The organism is Pseudomonas sp. DP-17 (assembly GCF_022380625.1).
Classification (GTDB): Bacteria; Pseudomonadota; Gammaproteobacteria; order Pseudomonadales; family Pseudomonadaceae; genus Pseudomonas; species Pseudomonas nitroreducens_A.
Map to the genome: position 1 here is coordinate 122,198 of NZ_JAKSXG010000009.1, position 17,327 is coordinate 139,524.

A 17,327-nucleotide genomic window follows, 5' to 3' on the forward strand; every position below is an offset into this window, starting at 1 on the left:
GTCAGACTCTGTTCAGCAGTTCTTCGGGAATGGGGACGTTCTTGATCAGCTCCGGCCGCTCACGGCGCCCGGAGCGCCAGGCCTTGAGCTGGAGGATGTAGGTCAGGACATGGGCCACGGCCTTGTACAGCTGCGCGGGGATCTGCTGGTTCACCTGGGTGGTGGCGTAGATGGCGCGGGCCAGCGGCGGCAGCTCGAGCACTTCCAGGTCGTGGGTCTTGGCCAGCTTGCGGATGTACAGCGCGGTCTCGTCCAGGCCCTTGGCGACCACGTAGGGCGCCTGGGCCTTCTTCGGGTCGTAGCGCAGCGCGACGGCGAAGTGCACCGGGTTCACGATTACCACGTCGGCGGTCTTGATCGTCTTGCTGATCTGCCGGTGCACCAGCTGGCGCTGCAACTGGCGGATGCGCGCCTTCACTTCCGGCCGGCCTTCCTGGTTCTTGTGCTCTTCCTTGCGCTCCTGCTTGGTCATGCGCAGCTTCTTCTTGAAGAAGAAGTACTGGATCGGGATGTCGATGACCGAGAACAGGATGAACACCACCAGCAGCGACAGGGTGATGTCGTAGAAGGTGCCGAAGGCGGCGGCGATGGCGCTGTGCACGTTGCTGCGCTGCAGGGCGAGCAGGCCAGGCAGGGCGCCGTGCAGTTGGTAGAGGGCGACGACGATCAGCACGGCGATCTTCAGCAGCGACTTGGCCAACTCGGTCCAGTTCTGCATGGAGAAGATGCGCCCGAGCCCGGTGATGGGGTTGAGCTTGGACAGCCTGGGCATGAAGTTCTTGCTGGAGAAGATCCAGCCGCCGGGGATCATCGAGAACAGCACCACCAGCAGCGGCGTGACCAGCAGCGGGAGCAGCGTGGTAATGAACAGCACCAGGTGATGGCCGAGCACCAGCGGCAGGTCGTCCAGGCCTATCTCGCTATGCTTGAGGTCGATGAAGGACAGCGCGAAGCCTTGCTTCAGGCCTTCATAGAAATGCTCGACGCAGAACTTCAGGGCAACCAGCGTGGCCAGCAAGGAGAGGGTGGTGGAGAGGTCCTTGGAGCGGCTGACCTGGCCATCCTCGCGGCTCTTCTTGAGCTTCTGCTGGGAGGCTTCTTCCGTTTTCTCCTGGGCGCTGTGCTGGTCAGCCATGGCGCCCCTCGCGGAAGATCACGCCGATGGCATCGAGCAGCTGGCGGGTGAGCCTGAGGTAGTTCTCGGGGATGTCCGGCAGGGTCAGCCAGATGCACGCAAGACCGGCCAGCACCGCCATGGGAAAGCCCAGGGAGAACAGGTTGAGCGCCGGCGAGATGCGGTTGAGCAGGCCGAAGCAGAACTGCACCAGGGTCATGCAGAACACCACCGGCAGGGTGATCAGCACCGCGGCGGAAAACACCCAGGCGAGGCTGCCAGCCACCGACTCCAGCCCCAGGTAATGCAGCCCGCTGCCCACCGGCCAGTAGACGAAGCTCTGGTAGAGGATGCTCACCACCAGCAGGTGGCCATCGATGGAGAGGAACAGGAACACCAGCAGGATGAAGTACAGCTGGTAGAGGATCGAGGACGACGACACGCCATTCATGGGGTCGTTGTACACCGCCATGCTCAGGCCCAGCTGGGTGGAGATCACGTCGCCCACCAGGGTGAACACGGTGAACACCAGCATCAGCGCAAGCCCCAGCATCAGCCCGAAGATCACCTGCTCCAGCGCCACCAGCAGGCCCTGCGCGGACACTGGATCGATGGCTGGCGGGCGCGGCAGCGCGGCGCCCAGGGCGACGGTCAACGCCAGCCCGAGGAGGATGCGCAGGCGTGCCGGGATGGCCTTGTGGCTGAAGATCGGCGCCAGCGCGAACACTGCCATGATCCGGCAGAAGGGCCACCACCAGGCCTGCAGCGTTTGCAGGTATTCGAAGGCCTGCAGGATGGATGCGCCTTGCTGCATGGCATCAGCCGACCAGTCGGCCCGCCTGGTGGAACGACTCGATGAACAGCTCCGAGAGCGTGCGCAGGATCCAGTGGCCGGCGAACACCAGCATCCCCAGGGTGATCAGCAGGCGCGGCAGGAAGCTGAGCATCTGCTCGTTGATCTGCGTGGCGGCCTGGAAAATGCTCACCAGCAGGCCGCCGATCAGGCTCGGCAGGATCAGTACGCAGACGATCAGCGCGGTGATGTGCACCGCGTTGGAAACGATATCGACGGCGCTTTCCGGCGTAAGCATCGCAGGGCTCCTAGAACGGCTGCACACTGCTGGTCAGCGTGCCCATCATCAGGGCCCAGCCGTCCACCAGCACGAAGATCATCAGCTTGAACGGCAGCGAGATCATCATCGGAGAGAGCATCATCATGCCCATCGCCATGAGCACACTGGCCACCACCAGGTCGATCACCAGGAACGGGATGAAGATCATGAAGCCCAGCTGGAACGCCGTCTTCAGCTCGCTGAGCACGAACGACGGCAGCAGCAGGGAGAAGTCCAGGTCTTCCAGTTTCTCCGGCACGGTTTCGCCGGCCAGGGAAACCATGGTCTCCAGCGAGGTGCGGTTGGTCTGCGCCAGCATGAAGCGGCTCAGGGTCTGCTTGGCGTGGCCCAGGCCGTCCTCCAGGCTGATCTGGTCGGCCTCGAAGGGCTGGTAGGCATTGCTGTAGATGTCCTGCCAGACCGGGCGCATCACCATCAGCGTCATGATCAGCGCGATACCCACCAGCACGTTGTTCGGCGGGCTCTGCTGCAGGCCGATGGCCTGGCGCAGGATGGCGAGCACGATGACGAAGCGGGTGAAGCAGGTCATCAGCATGAGCATGGCGGGCAGGAAGCCCAGCAGGGTCATGACGATGAGGATCTGCAACTTGACGCTGAAGGCCTGGCCGTCCGCCGTGTCATGCAGGTTGAACAGCGTGACCTCGCCGCCGGCGGCCTGCGCGTAGAGCGGGCAGAGCGCGGCGATGAGCAGGCCAGGCGTGGCCAGGCAGCGACGGAGCATCATCAGGCGGTCAAGGCGTCGAGGCTGGCGCCGCACAGTTCGAGCACGCGCAGGCCGTAGTTGCCGTTCATCACGACCACCTCGGCCTTGGCGAACAGCGCACCGTTGACCTTCACGTCCAGCGGCTCGCCAGCGAGCTTGTCGAGGACGATCACGCTGTTCGCGTCCACGTCCATCAGCTCCTTCAGCGAGATTTCCACCGAGGCGACTTCCAGGGTGACGTTCACCGGGATCTTGCCGAAGAAGGCCAGGTCCTGCTGCGGCAGCGTCGCGCGCACGGGTTCGGCGGGAATGTCGGTGACGTCCTGGGTGAGGCCCAGGTCGCCGTCGTTGATCAGCGACTCGAACTCGGAGTCGGAGAGAGAACCGGTCATGGGTTTTTCACGCTTTCCAGGGAAGAGAGGAAGAGGGTGCCGTCGTCTTCGAAGATGGCGCCGCGGAACAGCTTCTGCTGGTTGACCCGCACTTCGACGCGCTCCAGCGGGCGGATCGTCAGCACGTCGCCCGGCTCCAGCGCCAGCACCTGCGACAGCGGCAGGCGCGCGGCGGCGACCACGCAGTCCAGGCGCAGCGGCAAGTGCTTGATGTGCTCCACCGGGTTACCGGTCAGGCGCGGCGGCGGCGGGCCGGCGAGGCGGCGGGTCAGTTCGTCCGCCAGCGGGTTGTCCAGATAGAGGTAGAGCGAGGAGCGCTCGCCGGTCAGGTGGCTGACGTAGCTGAACTCGGCGACATACTCCCACTGCACTTCTTCATAGGTGGGGTCGATCTGCTGCAGTCGGCCCACCGATTCGCCCGCCAGCAGGGCGCGGCCGAACAGGTCCACCACGTCCAGGCCCAGGCGGTCGAGCATGCGCTGCTCGGAACTGCTGATCGGCGGCGTGTCGCGATTGGCGACCACGGTGCCGCCGTAATAGCACTCGATGACTTCGGTGAGCAGGGCGCGGTCCATGGCGAAACCGAACTTGCCCAGGGGGGAATCGAATAAACACTCGAGTTCACGGGGAAGTTCCTCGTGAATCGTCAGGTTATCCAGTTCCAGATTGATTCGATAATGCCGCAGGAAATAGTCGCTGATGATCCTTGGATATTTTCCGGAGATCTCTTTGATGTACTGCGGGATCTTGTGATAATGCCGGCCGAGTTTCTGCGGTTTCAGTCGAATCAGACTGTCGGCGGGCACGCCATGGTGGACTTTTGATTTACCAGTCATGCTCAGCGTCGTACTTCCAGGTTCGATCTGCCATCTGCCCAAGGACACGGGAGGTGTCATGACCGCCGGATCGGCTGATCGTTGCTCGCGGCATGCTCTGTCTGTCAGGAAGCCCGTGACTGCTGCGTCGCAGGCTGCTGAAGTGGCGCAATGATAGCGTTCTGAGGTCGCTCGATTAAATCAATAGATATCAAATGCTGTTTTTGACGGAACTTTTTGTCTATTGATTTAAATTAACCGGCGGGAAGCTATGGCGAAGTGCTGGCACTTGTTAGTGTGGGTGGGTTAGTTACAGGTTGCAGCGACTTCAATGATTACGAAGTTGTTGCAATGCCACCCGTAAGAGAACCCTTCCCTGAAGAAGTTCCGCAATCGCCGATGGAAAGATTCGGCCGATGCTGGCGTTGAACGAGGGCGGGTTTTTCGAGCGCACTAGCGAATGGAAAGTTGCGGTGAACAGTTTAAGCCAGTCGATCGATCAATTATGTGAAACGCTGCTCGTAGAGCGGCCGGCGCAGAAAAAAGTTGCGATCATCGGGCCGTCTTCGGACGCCGCTCACGCCCTTCTTTTGCAGGCGCTGCTGGCCGAAGGCTGCCGCGTCGAGCGCTTCTCCGGCTTCGCCGAACTGGCCCGCGCGCGCAGCGACGCCGCCCTGCTGTTCATACTCGCCGGCGCCTTCCCCGCCCCTGATCTGTATGCACAGGTCGGCGCGCTGGTCAGCGATGGTCGCGAGCGCGACGTGGTGCCCATCGTCGGCTATGAAGAGCAGGACAAGGCCGCCACCCTGCTCGACCTGGGTTGCGTCGACTACCTGCTGTCACCCTTCGGCGCTGGCCAGCTCGCCGCGCTGCTGCGTCGCCAGGAGGCTTCCAGCGCCGCCCAGGAACTGTTCGTCTCGCGCTCCCAGGCCGGTCGCCGCCTGCTGGCCATGGCGCAGCGCGTCGCGCAGACCCGCGCGCCGATCCTGATCACCGGCGAGACCGGCACCGGCAAGGAACTGCTGGCCCGCTACATCCACGGCATCGCCAGCCCGGACGCGCCCTTCATCGCGGTGAACTGCGCGGCGATCCCCGAGGCGATGCTCGAATCCATCCTCTTCGGCCACGAACGCGGCGCCTTCACCGGCGCGGTGACGGCCCAGCCGGGCAAGTTCGAACTGGCCAACGGTGGCACCCTGCTGCTGGACGAAATCGGCGAGCTGCCGCTGGCCCTGCAGGCCAAGCTGCTGCGCGTGCTGCAGGAACAGCGCGTCGAGCGCCTGGGCGGTCGCCGCGAGATCGAGCTGGACGTGCGCATCATCGCCGCCACCAACCGCGACCTGCAGGCCGAAGTCAGCGAAGGCCGCTTCCGCGCCGACCTGATGTTCCGCCTCGACGTGCTGCCGCTGCACATCTCGCCCCTGCGCGAGCGCAAGGAAGACGTGCTGCCGCTGGCGCGTCGTTTCATCCGCCAGTACGCCCCGCTGGATGCCGAGCACGACCTGCTCACCGAGTCCGCCAGCCGCGCGCTGTTGCAACACGACTGGCCGGGCAACGTGCGCGAGCTGGAGAACACCCTGCAACGCGCCCTGGTGCTGCGTAACGGCCTGTTCATCCAGCCCCGCGATCTCGGCCTGGCTGCGCCGGATGCACCGCTGGCGACCGTCGCCGCGGTGATCCCGCTGGCGGCCGAAGGCGGCCGCGCCGCGCTGCGCGCCAGCGGCAAGCTCGCCGAGTACCAGCACGTCATCGACACCATCCGCCGTTTCGGCGGGCACAAGACCAAGGCCGCCGAAAGCCTGGGCATGACCACCCGCGCGCTGCGCTACCGGCTCAACGCGATGCGTGAGCAGGGCGTGCAGGTGCAGTTCTGATTTCGTTTCCGCAGGGGACTTCCATGAGTTCGATCATGCAGGTGCAGCAGGACATGCTGGACCGGATGAACCGTTACGCCGACCTCGCCAGTGGCCCGGCCGTGCGGCCCGCCGCGCAGCTCGCCGGCAATACGCCGACGCAGGGCATCGGCGCCAGCTTCGAGCAGGCGCTGCGTTCGGTGGACGCCGAGCAGCACAAGTCCAGCGCCGCCATGGCCGCGGTGGACAGCGGCCAGAGCGACGACCTGGTCGGCGCCATGATCCAGAGCCAGAAGGCCAGCGTGTCGTTCTCCGCGCTGCTGCAGGTGCGCAACAAGCTCACCGGCGCCTTCGACGACATCATCCGCATGCCGCTGTAAGGACCGACAGTGCTGCAGAATCTCAAAGGGCGCCTGCCGCTCGACAAACTCAAGCTCGACCCGCGCCTGGGCCTGCTCGGCATCGCCCTGGGCGCCGCCCTGCTGGCCGCCGCCGTGGTCTTCTACCTGTGGCGCGACCAGGGTGCCTACCGCCCGCTGTACGGTGCCGGCGAAGCCTACCCGGCCGCCGACGTGATGCAGGTGCTGGACGCCGAAGCCTTCGACTATCGCCTGCATCCGCAGAGTGGCCAGGTGCTGGTGCGCGAGGAAGACCTGGCGCGCGCCCGCATGCTGCTGGCGGCCAAGGGCGTGAAGGTGTCCCTGCCGGCCGGCTACGAGCTGTTCGACAAGGACGAGCCGCTGGGCACCAGTCACTTCCTCCAGGACGTGCGCCTCAAGCGCAGCCTGGAAGGCGAACTGGCCCGCACCATCATGGGCCTGAAGGGCATCGAGCAGGCGCGCGTGCACGTCGCCCGCGAAGACAGCAATTCCTTCGTGGTCGGTCGGCGCGATCCGGCCAAGGCCTCGGTGCTGCTGCAACTGGCGCCCGGCCAGCGACTGGGCCCGGAGCAGGTCGGCGCCATCGTCAACCTGGTGGCCGGCAGCGTGCCGCAATTGAAGCCCGAAGATGTCAGCGTGGTGGACCAGAACGGCGTGCTGCTGTCGCGCGGCATCAGCGGTGTGGGCGGCCCCTCGCAGAACTGGCAGGCGGTGGACGAATACCAGCGCAAGGCGGTGGGCAATGTCGAGGAGGTGCTGGCGCCGGTGCTCGGCCTGGGCAACTACCGCATCAGCGTGTCCGCCGACATCGACTTCAGCCAGAAGGAAGAAACCCTCCAGGCCTACGGCGAAGCGCCGCGCCTGCGCAGCGAAGTGCTGCGCAACGAGAGCACGCTGGACCAGCTTGCCCTCGGCGTGCCCGGCTCGCTGAGCAACCGCCCGCCGGAGCCGCCGCCGCAACAGCAGGGGCAGAACAATGCCCAGGCCAGCAACCAGGCCAATGGCAACCCGCCGGGCAATGGCAAGGTCGCCAGCACCGACAACAAGGCCGCGACCTCGACTCGCGAGGAAGCCACCCGGCAGAACGACTTCGACCAGAGCGTCACCCACATCAAGTACCCGGCCTTCGCCCTGCGCCAGCAGAGCGTCGCCGTGGTGATCAACGCCTCCACCGCTCCCGAGGGCGGCTGGACCGACAAGGCCCGTGCCGAACTGGAAACCATGGTGAAGAGCGCCGTGGGCTTCAACGCCCAGCGCGGCGACCTGATTACCGTCAGCGTGTTCCCCTTCGCCGCCACGCCGGTGGAAGCGTCTGCCGCCAGCTGGTGGGAAAGCAGCGCCCTGCAATCGCTGGTGCGCTACACCGTGCTCGGCCTGATTGCGCTGTTGTTCCTGCTGTTCGGCGTACGCCCGGCAGTGCGCAGCCTGACTCAGCGCGCGCAGCCGACGGTGACCGCCGAGCTGCCCGAAGGCAGCGCCGAATACCCGTTGGCGCTGGACGCCGAGCGGCGCCTGGCGCTGGGCAGCGAAAGCGTCGGTGGGCTCAACGTGCTCGGCGAGCTGAACCCGCTCTCGGAAATCCGCCTGCCGGCACCGGGCTCGGGCCTGGAACACCAGATCGAGCATCTGCAGATGCTGGCGAAGAACGACCCGGAACGGGTCTCGGAAGTGATCAAGCACTGGATTGGCCGCAATGACCGACACGAGCCTGCCTGAAGAAACGAAAAAGCGCGGCCCGCAGATGCGCGCCGTGAGCTCCCTGGAACAGGCGGCGATCCTCATGCTGAGCATGGGCGACGAAGCCTCCGCGGGCATCCTGCGCAACTTCAGCCGCGAGGAGATCGTCAGCATCAGCCAGGCGATGGCGCGGCTGTCCAACGTCAAGCAGAACACCGTCTCCGACGTGATCGGGCGCTTCTTCGACGACTACAAGCTGCAGTCCAGCATCAAGGGCGCCTCGCGCTCCTACCTCGCCGGCATGCTCGGCAAGGCGCTGGGCAGCGACATCACGCGCAACCTGCTGGACAGCATCTACGGCGAGGAGATCCGCGCCAAGATGGCGCGCATGGAGTGGATCGATCCCAAGCAGTTCGCCGCGCTGATCGCCAAGGAACACGCGCAGATGCAGGCGGTGTTCCTCGCCTTCCTGCCGCCGGGCATGGCCACCGACGTGCTCGAAGCCATGCCTGCCGAACGCCAGGACGAGCTGCTGTTCCGCATCGCCAACCTCAGCGAGGTGAACAGCGACGTGATCGCCGAGCTGGAGCAACTGATCGACCGCAGCCTGCGTGTGCTCTCCACCCAGGGCTCGCAGGTGCGCGGGGTCAAGCAGGCGGCGGACATCATGAACCGCTTCAAGGGCGACCGTAACCAGATGTTCGAGCTGCTGCGCGCCCACAACGACGACCTGGTCGGCAGGATCGAAGACGAGATGTACGACTTCTTCATCCTCTCCCGGCAGAACCAGGAAGTGCTGCAGACGCTGCTGGAAGTCATCCCGCTGGACGAGTGGGTGGTCGCCCTCAAGGGCGCCGAGCCCGAGCTGGTGCGCGCCATCCAGGGCGCCATGCCCAAGCGCCAGGCGCAGCAGATGGAGTCCATCAACCGCCGCCAGGGCCCGGTACCGCTGAGCCGCGTGGAGCAGGTGCGCAAGGACATCATGGGCGTGGTGCGCGAGCTGGCCGCCGAGGGCGACCTGCAGGTGCAACTGTTCCGCGAGCAGACGGTGGAGTAACCGGGCATGGCGATCAAAGTCATCAAGGCCGACAGCCGCGCCTGGCGTCCGTACCGCTTCCCGCCCCGCTGCGCCACGGCCAGTGCCGACAACCATGGCTGGGACAGCGACCCGGCGGCGCGCCAGCGCGCCATTTCCGAAGGGTTTCAGGAAGGCCTGGAGAAGGGCTATCAGGACGGCATGGCCGAAGGCCGCGAAGCCGGCCTGCGCGAGGGGTTCGAGGCGGGTCGCCAGGACGGCCTGCGCAAGGGGCGCGAGGAAGGCCGCGCCACTGGCCGCCAGGCATTCGACGAAGCCAGCGCGCCGCTTTCGGCCGCCGTGGAGGCCTTCGGCGAGTACCGCCAGGCCTTCCAGCGCAGCCGCCAGAAGGAGCTGCTGGAGCTGGTGCAGAAGGTCGCCAGGCAGGTCATCCGCGTCGAGCTGACGCTCAACCCGACACAACTGCTGACGCTGGCCGAGGAAGCACTGGCCGCCATGCCGGGCGAGCAGGGCGACGTGCAGATCCTGCTCAACCCGGAAGAATGCGCGCGCATCCGCGAGCTGAACCCCGAGCGCGCCGCCAGGTGGCGACTGGTGCCGGACGAGCGCCTGGCCCTGGGCGAGTGCCGCGTGGTCACCGCCCAGGCGGAAGCCGACATCGGCTGCCAGCAGCGCCTGGACAGCTGCATGGAAGCCCTGAGCACGCACCTGCAGGACGCAGACTGACATGGCCCTGGGCGACGGCTTCAAGCTCGAAGAAGCGTTGCGCTCGCTGGATTCGGTCCAGCTGGCGCGGGTCAGCGGTCGCCTGGTGCGGGTCTCCGGCCTGCTGCTGGAGAGCCTCGGCTGCCGGCGCATGACCGGCCAGCGCTGCTACGTGGAAGTCGCCGACGGCGAGCGCCTGGAGGCGCAGGTCGTTGGCTTCAACCGAGACATCACCTACCTCATGCCTTTCAAGAAGCCCGTCGGCCTGACCTCCGGCTCGCGGGTCTTCCCGGCGCCGGACGAAGCCGTGCTGCACATCGATCATTCCTGGCTGGGGCGCGTGGTCAACGGCCTCGGCGAACCCCTGGACGGCCTCGGTAAGCTCGCCGGCCGCCACCCGCTGCCCACCGAACTGCCGCAGGTGAACCCGCTGCGCCGGCGCCCGGTGTCCGAGCCGCTGGACGTCGGCGTGCGCGCCATCAACGGCCTGCTGACCCTGGGCAAGGGCCAGCGCGTCGGCCTGTTCGCCGGCAGCGGCGTGGGCAAGAGCGTGCTGCTGGGGATGATCACCCGGCAGACCAAGGCCGACGTGGTGGTGGTCGGGTTGATCGGCGAGCGTGGCCGCGAGGTCCAGGAGTTCATCCTGCATTCCCTCGGCCCGGAAGGCTTGCAGAAAGCCGTGGTGGTGGTGGCGCCAGCCAACGAGTCGCCGCTGATGCGCCTGAAGGCCACCGAGCTTTGCCACAGCATCGCCGCCTACTTCCGCGACCAGGGCAAGGACGTACTGCTGCTGGTGGATTCGCTGACCCGCTACGCCATGGCCCAGCGCGAGATCGCCCTGGCCCTGGGCGAGCCGCCGGCCACCAAGGGCTATCCGCCGTCGGTGTTCGGCATGCTCCCGGAGCTGGTGGAAAGCGCCGGCAACGGCGAGGGCGAGACCGGCAGCCTGAGCGCCATCTACACCGTGCTGGCCGAGGGCGACGACCACCAGGACCCGATCGTGGATTGCGCCCGCGCCATCCTCGATGGACACATCGTACTGTCGCGCCGGCTGGCGGACGTCGGGCACTACCCGGCCATCGACATCGGCGCCTCGGTCAGCCGTTGCATGAGCCAGGTGGCGGACCCGCTGCACCTCGCCGCGGCGCGGCAGTTCAAGGAATTCAGCGGCACCTATGAGCGCATCCGGGAACTGATCCCGCTGGGCGGCTACACGCCGGGCATGGACGTGAAGACCGACCGCGCCGTGCAGCTGGCGCCCATGCTGGAGCGCTACCTGCGCCAGGAGACCGCCGACGGCGCAGAACTCGCCAACAGCGTCGCCACCCTGCAAAGCATCGTCGGGGGTCGCTGATGAGGGCGCAGATCGACATGCTCGGGCGCCTGGCCGACGTGCGCGGCGGCAAGGTGCGCGAGCTGCTCGGGCGGGTCAACTACCAGCAGAACCTCTGCCAGCGTTACCGCAACAACATCACCGGGCTGGACCGCCTGTGCGGCTTCAGCGTGGCCACCAGCACGCCGCTGCAGCGGCACAACCAGCAGCAGTACAAGGCCACGCTGCACAAGATGCTGCAGTTGCAGCGCCGCGAGCTGGAAGTCGCCGAGCAGGCCCTGGCGCGCATCCAGGGCGAGCTGCTGGCTGCCATGCGCAGCGAGAAGGTGCTGGCACAGGTCATCGAGGCCAAGGTCGGCCAATGGCAGGCGCAGCTTGCGCAGCAGGAGCAGAAAATCCAGGATGGCCTCGCCGCACAGTCCTGGTGGCGCGCCAGGGCGTAGGGCGAATCACCGCCTGCGGTTATGCGCCGTCCGCTGCGCGAACATCGGCATTTAAGTTTTCCTGCGAGGTGGTCGCCCTCTGAGGGAAAGGCCCAAAAACATTCGGATATTCACCATGGAAATCACCCGGCAACTGACCAGTGTCGCGCTGGCCACCAGCGAGTCCGCCAAGAGCGCGCGCAGCGAGCGCGTTGCCCCGGTGGCGGAGACCGGCGCGAGCGTGCCGGTCAGCGATTCGCTGCGCCTGGACGAGATGCAGGAAACCCTGCGCGCCATGCCCGACGTGGACCAGAGCCGCGTCGCCGAAATCCGCCGCGCGCTGATGAACGGCGAGCTGGGCAATGACACCACTGTGCTTGCCACCAGCATCCTCTCCTACCATCGCGGCAGCGACGCATGACCCAGCGCGCGCGGCTGCTGCAGGTGATCGAGCAGGACATCCAGCAGGATGGCCGCGATTGCCTGGCACTGCGCGACCGCCTGCAGGAGCTTTATCGCTACCTGCTGGCGCGGGACAGCGCGCAGATCGAGGCGCTGAACCCGGACATCCAGGCTCTGCTCGACGTCGTCGCCGCCCGCGCCCAGCGCCGCAGCCGCGTGCTGCGTGCCTTCCAGCTGCCGATGGACGCCGACGGCATGCGCACGCTGCTGTCCAACTACAAGCCGCCGCGCCGCGAGGAGCTCCAGCAGGAGTGGCTGCAGCTGGGCCAGCTCACCGCCCAGTGCAAGCGCCTCAACGAGCGCAACGGCAAGCTGCTGGCGATGCACCACGACATCCTCAGCCAGCTCATGGGCGATCCGCGCGAGCAGCCGGTGTATTCGCGTCAGCTGTACTGAGACCTCGCCTGATTCCTAGGAGCGGACTCTGTCCGCGATGGTTTCCGGCGCGATGCGGAGCTATCGCGGACGGAGTCCGCTCCTACGCAAATTCCTGCCCTCTGCCGAGACGCTTGCAGGAGCATGCCGGCGCGCTCCTGCAAGAAGCGCTTCGGCCGCACCGGTAAATCACCCCGCCGAAATCCCTTAACCAATCCCTCCCCACGGTCGCCTTTTCCCTGCATCAGGGTGCGTGGTCGGCAGGCGGAAACACCGCTTCCCGCTGCGCGCCAAAGCACGCCGGGCGGAAGTTCGACTTCTCCCTGGAAAACCCGAAAAGCCCCGCAATACGGGGTCTCCGGCATTGGCATCGTAATTGCTCTTCCGGCAGCAGAGAGGTGGATTCAGATGGCGACCATAGATTCCGATTACGTCAAGCAGATGGCCCAGCAACTGGCGACGTACGATGTGCAGAGCGGGCTGAACAAGGCCGACCGCAACAAGGCCTCGTACCAGGCGCAGCTGACCGCCGTGACCTCGCTGGAAACTGCGCTCAAGACCTTCTCCACCGCGGTGAAGGGGCTGCAGGGCACCACCGGCAGCAATACCAGCATGCTGATCAACAGCGCCAAGCTGAGCAAGGACGGCTACCTGACCGCAACCGTCGGCAAGAGCGCCGTGGCTGGCCGCTACGACTTCTTCGTCGAGCAGCTCGCCACCAGCCATCAGCTGTCCTTCACTGGCCTGCAGGCCGGCGACATCGACACCCAGGGCACCCTGACCCTGACCCAGAACGGCAAGTCCTTCGACATCGACCTGAGCAAGGTCGACACCGATGGCGATGGCGCCAACTCCATGGACGAGCTGGCCGCGGCGATCAACAAGGCCACCGACAATACCGGCGTGAAAGCCACTCTGGTGCGCAGCAACGGCCAGGTCTCGCTGGTGCTGGGCGCGGAGAAATCCGGCGCGGCCAACGCTATCAGCCTGTCGCTGAGCGGCACCGACGGCGCCAACAGCGCCTTCGAGAACGCCATCGGCAATCCGCAGGAGTTGTCCAGGGCGCAGGATGCCCGCGTCCGCCTGGGCGGCGAGAGCGGCATGCTGCTGACCAACGCCAGCAACACCTTCGACAACATCATCGATGGCGTCAGCGTCACCTTCACCCAGGCGCAGAAGTCCGGCGAGCAGCCGATCTCCATGACCATCTCCCAGGACCAGGGCGAAACCAGGAAGAAGGTGCAGACCTTCATCGATGCGTTCAACGCCCTGGCCAGCCAGATCGACAGCCTGACCGCATCGGGCGACCAGAGCGGCAACGCCCGTGGTGCCCTGGCCGGCGACTCCAGCGTGCGGGCCATCGAGAACAGCCTCAATCAGATGCTGCGTACCACTTTCGGTGGCGCCAACCTGATCAGCTTCGGCATCAGTGCCGACCGCAACGGCAAGCTGACCCTGGACGCGACGCGCTTCGACAAGGCCATCGCCGCCGACCCGGAAGGGTTGGACAAGCTGTTCATGGGCAAGGGCAACCTGCTCGACAGCACCGACAAGGCGCTGTCGCTCTACACCAGCAGCGTCAACGGCGTGCTGAAGAACCGCAAGGAGTCGCTCAACAGCAGCCTGAAACGGGTCAACGACGACTACGACAACCTGCAGAAGCAGTACGACACCTACTACGCACGCTACCTCAAGCAATACACCTCGATGATGCAGACCATGCAGTCGATGGACCAGACCAGCGGGATGTTCGGATGACCGCCTACGGCATGAACGAAAGCTACGACAGCTACCGGATGATCGACCTGGAATCCAGGGCCGCTTCGTCCTCGCCCTACGAACTGGTGCTGGTGCTGTTCGACGGCCTGCTCGACGAACTGGCCCGCGCTCGCGGGCACATCGAGCACAAGCGCTACCAGCAGAAGGGCCGCTCCCTGGAGAAGTGCCTGAACATTCTCAATGGCCTCAACGGCGCGCTTGACTACGAGGGCGGCGGCGAGACCGTGCAGGGCCTGGCGCGCCTGTACGACTACTGCATCTACCGGATTTCCGACGTGAGCATCTCGCTGGATGTCGCCGGCATCGACGAAGTGGTGCGCCTGCTGGGCATCCTGCGCGAAGGCTGGGAGGGCGTGAGTGCCGCCCGTGGATGACCGCCAGCGCCTGCTCCAGTTGTACGAAAGACTGGGCGTGGCGTTGCAGCGCAAGGACTGGAAGGCCATGGGGCAGGTCGACCTGGCGATCCGCGCGCAACTGGTGGCGATGTCATCGCAGACCGGGCTGGCAGCCGATGTGCTGCTGGCCAAAAAGCACCTCAAGGGCCTGCACGAACGGGCGTCGCAGGCCTGCGCCGAGGAGTGCGAGCGTCTGCGCCGCCTCCTGCTCTCGCATCTGGAGTATGCCGAAGGACGCTCGGCGTACATGCAGGTGGATACGTACCAGGAGGGTCGATAGACCGTGATCCAGCTACCGACCCAAGCCCTGCCGGGTACCGACCGCGACGCCCGCCAGGTGGCCGAAGCGCGCCAGCCGGATTCGCGCCGTGATGACCCTGGCGCTGCGTGCACTTCAGGCTTTCGCTCGCAACAGCCGACGCAATCGTCTGCCGGCGAGCGGACCCTTACCGTGCCGTCCTTCCTCGCACAGTACGACACCGCGCAGGTCGAGGCACCGCTGCAACAGCCCAGCGCCGAGGTGCCGAGCCTGCCGGAAGCGTTGACGGTGGAAACCCGCGCCAGCGATACGCGGGGTCGGCAGGCCGAAGAGGCATCGCCCTCCGGAGCGGAAAGCTGGCTCGCCGGCATGCTCAGCCAGGCAGGCCTGGTGGTGCAGGCGCGGGACAACCCGCCCGGGCAGACCAGCGCTCGGGTGGCCGGCTTCGCGACCCAGGTGTCCGACTCGCCTGCGCAGCCAGCGCCTGTCCCCGTGAAGCCGGAGGATATCTTGCTGCCTCCCGCCGATCTCTCCGAGGAACCGGCCAAGGCCACCGCGCCGGCACCCCGCGAGGCGACCCCGAGCCAGGCGCAGACGCTGCTGCAACAACACCTGGCCGCTGCCGCGCAGGCCTCTGATTCCAGCATGCCAGTGCCGCCGACCGCCGCACTCGACCCACGCCTGCCGGCTACCGACGGCAACGCCCAGCCATCAGCCACACCGCCGGCCTCGCCGTTGCTCGACAGGCCGCTGCACCTCAAGGGCAACAACGACGCGCATTGGGGCGAGCAGATGGTCAGTGCGCTGCGCGACAACGTCGAGCTGCAGCTCGGCCAGCGCGTGCAGAACGCCACGATCCGTCTCGATCCGCCGGAGCTGGGCGCCATGGAGATCCTCGTGCGTCACGAGGCCGGCCAGCTCAACGTGCAGATCTCCGCGTCCAACGGCGACGTGGTGCGCCTGCTGCAGAACACCAGCGAGCGCCTGCGCCAGGAGCTGGTCGGGCAGAACTTCCTGCAGGTCAACGTGCAGGTTTCCTCCGACTCGCAGCCCGGCCAGCAGGGCCAGCAGAACCGCCAGCGCTTCGCCGACGAACAGCTGGCAGTCGCCGCCAACCCGCGCGATGCGCAGGCGGGCGAACGCTCCTCGCCCCGTGGCGACAGCGACGTACTGATTACCGTGTAGGCCGCCGGCGGCCGCACTCCTACAGGATTACTCGAGAAACCCCATGTCCACGCCGCGTCTCGTTCTACTGATGCTCCTCGTGAATATCGCCGTCGTGCTGGGTGGCGTGTTCGTCAACTACAAGATGATCAAGTCCGCCAGCCTCGCCCCGGCCGCCGCCGCTTCCGACCAGGAGGGCGGCAAGGCGGACGTCAAGGAGGAGGAAGAGCAGGAGAGCGCCGAATACCTCTTCGTGCCGGTGGAGAAGATCATCGTCAGCTCCCGTGGCGAGGACCGCGAACACTACTTCGTGATCGACCTGGTGCTGCAGGCCAGGGCCGAGCAGGAGCGCAAGAAGCTCGAGAGTGTCGCCCCCATGGTGCGCAGCTCGGTGGTCGCCAACCTGACGCCGGAGAAGTTCGAAGTGCTGCGCGCGATGCCCATCGGCGACGTGCAGACCCGTCTTGAAAAGGCGGTGATCGACGACTTCGCCGCGCGCAGGGTGGTGGTGCCCTTCGAGCACGTATTGCTCAGCAAGATGATCGTCCAGTAAACCGCCATGCACGCCCTTCGCGATCCCGCACCCAGCTACGCCCCTGGCGCCGGCGGCTACGACAGCCCGGACGGCGGTCATGCGCGCCTGTCACCGGCGGCCGAGCAACGCTGGATGATGCAGTACCTGCCGCTGGTGCGGCGCATCGTCAGCCAGCTGTCGCTGCAGGCCAACCAGGTGCTGGATCGCCAAGACATGGAGCAGATCGGCCTGATGGGCCTGCTCGAAGGCTTGCGCCGCTACGGCGAGCCGGACGAGCAGTTCGGCCGCTTCGCCGCGCTGCGCATCCGTGGCGCCATCCTCGACGAATTGCGCCGCCAGGATTGGCGCCCGCGCCAGGTACGGCAGCAGGCCCACAAGGTGCGCGATGCGATCCGCGCTCTGGCCCGCCAGCTCGGCCGCGTGCCCAGCGACGAGGAAGTGCTCGCCGCCACCGGCCTCGACGAGGCGGGCTACCAGGATTACCTGCGCGCCGAATCCTCCGAGGCGATCGAGAGCTTCGATGCACTGCTGCAAAGCGGTCACGACGGCGTGCAGGGCAGCGGCGCCGCGCTGGAAGAGCGGGTGCTCAAGGAGCGCCTGCTGGCCCAGGCGCTGGAGCGCCTGAACGAGCGCGAGCGGCTGATCCTCAACCTGTATTACCTGCACGAGCTGAACCTCAAGGAAATCGCCCTGGTGCTGGAGCTCACCGATGCGCGCATCTGCCAGCTGATGAAGCAGGCGATCGGCAAGTGCAGCCGTTTCCTCAACGACCCCGACCCTCTCTGAAGAACCCAC

Annotated in this window: 21 protein-coding genes; 15 read left to right on the plus strand and 6 right to left on the minus strand. The window is 66.2% G+C overall.

The genetic code is table 11. The features are described 5' to 3' along the window. Window position 1: 1 nt before the first annotated feature. Genes flhB through MJ122_RS15040 form a run of 6 tightly spaced genes read right to left on the minus strand, consistent with a single transcriptional unit; the run spans window position 2 to window position 4,178 of the window. The gene (gene flhB, locus MJ122_RS15015; protein ID WP_239744686.1) at window positions 2–1,135 is read right to left on the minus strand and encodes a flagellar biosynthesis protein FlhB; all 1,134 of its coding nucleotides are present in this window, start codon (window positions 1,133–1,135) and stop codon (window positions 2–4) included. Beyond that, window positions 1,128–1,928: a flagellar biosynthetic protein FliR gene (gene fliR / locus MJ122_RS15020; protein ID WP_239744687.1), complete on the minus strand. Its 801-nt coding sequence runs from the start codon at window positions 1,926–1,928 to the stop codon at window positions 1,128–1,130. Before fliR ends, flhB begins: the two co-directional genes overlap by 8 nt. 4 nt (window positions 1,929–1,932) lie before the next feature. Further along, a complete protein-coding gene (locus MJ122_RS15025; protein ID WP_017521278.1) occupies window positions 1,933–2,205 on the minus strand; it encodes a flagellar biosynthetic protein FliQ in 273 nt (90 codons plus the stop codon). Between the two features lie 10 nt (window positions 2,206–2,215). Then, on the minus strand, window positions 2,216–2,968 hold the full coding sequence (gene fliP, locus MJ122_RS15030) for a flagellar type III secretion system pore protein FliP (RefSeq protein WP_088416414.1): 753 nt from the start codon (window positions 2,966–2,968) through the stop codon (window positions 2,216–2,218). Between the two features lie 2 nt (window positions 2,969–2,970). After that, the gene (locus MJ122_RS15035) at window positions 2,971–3,342 is read right to left on the minus strand and encodes a FliM/FliN family flagellar motor switch protein (RefSeq protein ID WP_088415811.1); all 372 of its coding nucleotides are present in this window, start codon (window positions 3,340–3,342) and stop codon (window positions 2,971–2,973) included. Beyond that, window positions 3,339–4,178, minus strand: coding sequence for a flagellar motor switch protein FliM (locus MJ122_RS15040; protein WP_239744688.1), 840 nt, complete (start codon window positions 4,176–4,178; stop codon window positions 3,339–3,341). The genes MJ122_RS15035 and MJ122_RS15040 overlap by 4 nt, the downstream gene beginning before the upstream one ends. A gap of 452 nt (window positions 4,179–4,630) precedes the next feature. On the opposite strand from MJ122_RS15040, the gene MJ122_RS15045 reads away from it, so the two are divergent. From MJ122_RS15045 to MJ122_RS15115, 15 genes are all read left to right on the plus strand, one after another. Further along, complete coding sequence (locus MJ122_RS15045) at window positions 4,631–6,031, plus strand: sigma-54 dependent transcriptional regulator (protein WP_239744689.1); 1,401 nt, start codon at window positions 4,631–4,633, stop codon at window positions 6,029–6,031. 23 nt (window positions 6,032–6,054) lie between these two features. Next, complete coding sequence (locus MJ122_RS15050; protein WP_026079293.1) at window positions 6,055–6,390, plus strand: flagellar hook-basal body complex protein FliE; 336 nt, start codon at window positions 6,055–6,057, stop codon at window positions 6,388–6,390. A 9-nt stretch (window positions 6,391–6,399) separates the two neighbouring features. Beyond that, the gene (gene fliF / locus MJ122_RS15055; protein WP_239744690.1) at window positions 6,400–8,106 is read left to right on the plus strand and encodes a flagellar basal-body MS-ring/collar protein FliF; all 1,707 of its coding nucleotides are present in this window, start codon (window positions 6,400–6,402) and stop codon (window positions 8,104–8,106) included. Then, window positions 8,084–9,124, plus strand: a complete 1,041-nt coding sequence (locus MJ122_RS15060) for a FliG C-terminal domain-containing protein (protein ID WP_239744691.1) — start codon at window positions 8,084–8,086, stop codon at window positions 9,122–9,124. Before fliF ends, MJ122_RS15060 begins: the two co-directional genes overlap by 23 nt. Before the next feature lie 6 nt (window positions 9,125–9,130). Continuing rightward, the gene (gene fliH / locus MJ122_RS15065; protein ID WP_088415815.1) at window positions 9,131–9,829 is read left to right on the plus strand and encodes a flagellar assembly protein FliH; all 699 of its coding nucleotides are present in this window, start codon (window positions 9,131–9,133) and stop codon (window positions 9,827–9,829) included. Window position 9,830: 1 nt separating this feature from the next. Continuing rightward, window positions 9,831–11,162 carry a flagellar protein export ATPase FliI gene (fliI, locus tag MJ122_RS15070; protein WP_088415816.1) on the plus strand — a complete coding sequence of 444 codons (1,332 nt, stop codon included), beginning with the start codon at window positions 9,831–9,833 and terminating at the stop codon, window positions 11,160–11,162. Further along, window positions 11,162–11,584, plus strand: a complete 423-nt coding sequence (locus MJ122_RS15075; RefSeq protein WP_239744692.1) for a flagellar FliJ family protein — start codon at window positions 11,162–11,164, stop codon at window positions 11,582–11,584. The genes fliI and MJ122_RS15075 overlap by 1 nt, the downstream gene beginning before the upstream one ends. Before the next feature lie 115 nt (window positions 11,585–11,699). Beyond that, window positions 11,700–11,984 carry a flagellar biosynthesis anti-sigma factor FlgM gene (flgM, locus tag MJ122_RS15080; RefSeq protein WP_088415818.1) on the plus strand — a complete coding sequence of 95 codons (285 nt, stop codon included), beginning with the start codon at window positions 11,700–11,702 and terminating at the stop codon, window positions 11,982–11,984. Further along, window positions 11,981–12,421 carry a flagellar protein FlgN gene (locus tag MJ122_RS15085; protein WP_239744693.1) on the plus strand — a complete coding sequence of 147 codons (441 nt, stop codon included), beginning with the start codon at window positions 11,981–11,983 and terminating at the stop codon, window positions 12,419–12,421. The genes flgM and MJ122_RS15085 overlap by 4 nt, the downstream gene beginning before the upstream one ends. Before the next feature lie 387 nt (window positions 12,422–12,808). Continuing rightward, window positions 12,809–14,158, plus strand: a complete 1,350-nt coding sequence (gene fliD, locus MJ122_RS15090) for a flagellar filament capping protein FliD (protein ID WP_239744694.1) — start codon at window positions 12,809–12,811, stop codon at window positions 14,156–14,158. Next, entirely contained in the window at window positions 14,155–14,553 is a 399-nt protein-coding gene (gene fliS / locus MJ122_RS15095; RefSeq protein ID WP_017521292.1) for a flagellar export chaperone FliS, read from the plus strand. The genes fliD and fliS overlap by 4 nt, the downstream gene beginning before the upstream one ends. Continuing rightward, the gene (locus tag MJ122_RS15100) at window positions 14,537–14,854 is read left to right on the plus strand and encodes a hypothetical protein (RefSeq protein ID WP_088415822.1); all 318 of its coding nucleotides are present in this window, start codon (window positions 14,537–14,539) and stop codon (window positions 14,852–14,854) included. The genes fliS and MJ122_RS15100 overlap by 17 nt, the downstream gene beginning before the upstream one ends. Before the next feature lie 3 nt (window positions 14,855–14,857). Then, a complete protein-coding gene (locus tag MJ122_RS30175) occupies window positions 14,858–16,018 on the plus strand; it encodes a flagellar hook-length control protein FliK (RefSeq protein WP_239744695.1) in 1,161 nt (386 codons plus the stop codon). A 43-nt stretch (window positions 16,019–16,061) separates the two neighbouring features. Next, window positions 16,062–16,550, plus strand: coding sequence for a flagellar basal body-associated FliL family protein (locus MJ122_RS15110; protein ID WP_239744696.1), 489 nt, complete (start codon window positions 16,062–16,064; stop codon window positions 16,548–16,550). A 6-nt stretch (window positions 16,551–16,556) separates the two neighbouring features. Continuing rightward, the gene (locus tag MJ122_RS15115) at window positions 16,557–17,318 is read left to right on the plus strand and encodes a FliA/WhiG family RNA polymerase sigma factor (RefSeq protein WP_239744697.1); all 762 of its coding nucleotides are present in this window, start codon (window positions 16,557–16,559) and stop codon (window positions 17,316–17,318) included. Window positions 17,319–17,327 lie beyond the last annotated feature (9 nt).

Excerpts from the sequence above, each read along its gene's own strand:
- MJ122_RS15040 (WP_239744688.1), bottom strand. The coding sequence starts at position 4,178 with ATGACTGGTAAATCAAAAGTCCACCATGGCGTGCCCGCCGACAGTCTG.
- MJ122_RS15085 (WP_239744693.1), top strand. The coding sequence starts at position 11,981 with ATGACCCAGCGCGCGCGGCTGCTGCAGGTGATCGAGCAGGACATCCAG.
- flgM (WP_088415818.1), top strand. The coding sequence starts at position 11,700 with ATGGAAATCACCCGGCAACTGACCAGTGTCGCGCTGGCCACCAGCGAG.
- fliS (WP_017521292.1), top strand. The coding sequence starts at position 14,155 with ATGACCGCCTACGGCATGAACGAAAGCTACGACAGCTACCGGATGATC.
- fliD (WP_239744694.1), top strand. The coding sequence starts at position 12,809 with ATGGCGACCATAGATTCCGATTACGTCAAGCAGATGGCCCAGCAACTG.
- MJ122_RS15075 (WP_239744692.1), top strand. The coding sequence starts at position 11,162 with ATGAGGGCGCAGATCGACATGCTCGGGCGCCTGGCCGACGTGCGCGGC.
- fliI (WP_088415816.1), top strand. The coding sequence starts at position 9,831 with ATGGCCCTGGGCGACGGCTTCAAGCTCGAAGAAGCGTTGCGCTCGCTG.
- MJ122_RS15115 (WP_239744697.1), top strand. The coding sequence starts at position 16,557 with ATGCACGCCCTTCGCGATCCCGCACCCAGCTACGCCCCTGGCGCCGGC.
- fliP (WP_088416414.1), bottom strand. The coding sequence starts at position 2,968 with ATGCTCCGTCGCTGCCTGGCCACGCCTGGCCTGCTCATCGCCGCGCTC.
- MJ122_RS15035 (WP_088415811.1), bottom strand. The coding sequence starts at position 3,342 with ATGACCGGTTCTCTCTCCGACTCCGAGTTCGAGTCGCTGATCAACGAC.
- fliH (WP_088415815.1), top strand. The coding sequence starts at position 9,131 with ATGGCGATCAAAGTCATCAAGGCCGACAGCCGCGCCTGGCGTCCGTAC.
- flhB (WP_239744686.1), bottom strand. The coding sequence starts at position 1,135 with ATGGCTGACCAGCACAGCGCCCAGGAGAAAACGGAAGAAGCCTCCCAG.
- MJ122_RS15025 (WP_017521278.1), bottom strand. The coding sequence starts at position 2,205 with ATGCTTACGCCGGAAAGCGCCGTCGATATCGTTTCCAACGCGGTGCAC.
- fliR (WP_239744687.1), bottom strand. The coding sequence starts at position 1,928 with ATGCAGCAAGGCGCATCCATCCTGCAGGCCTTCGAATACCTGCAAACG.
- MJ122_RS15110 (WP_239744696.1), top strand. The coding sequence starts at position 16,062 with ATGTCCACGCCGCGTCTCGTTCTACTGATGCTCCTCGTGAATATCGCC.
- MJ122_RS15050 (WP_026079293.1), top strand. The coding sequence starts at position 6,055 with ATGAGTTCGATCATGCAGGTGCAGCAGGACATGCTGGACCGGATGAAC.
- MJ122_RS15060 (WP_239744691.1), top strand. The coding sequence starts at position 8,084 with ATGACCGACACGAGCCTGCCTGAAGAAACGAAAAAGCGCGGCCCGCAG.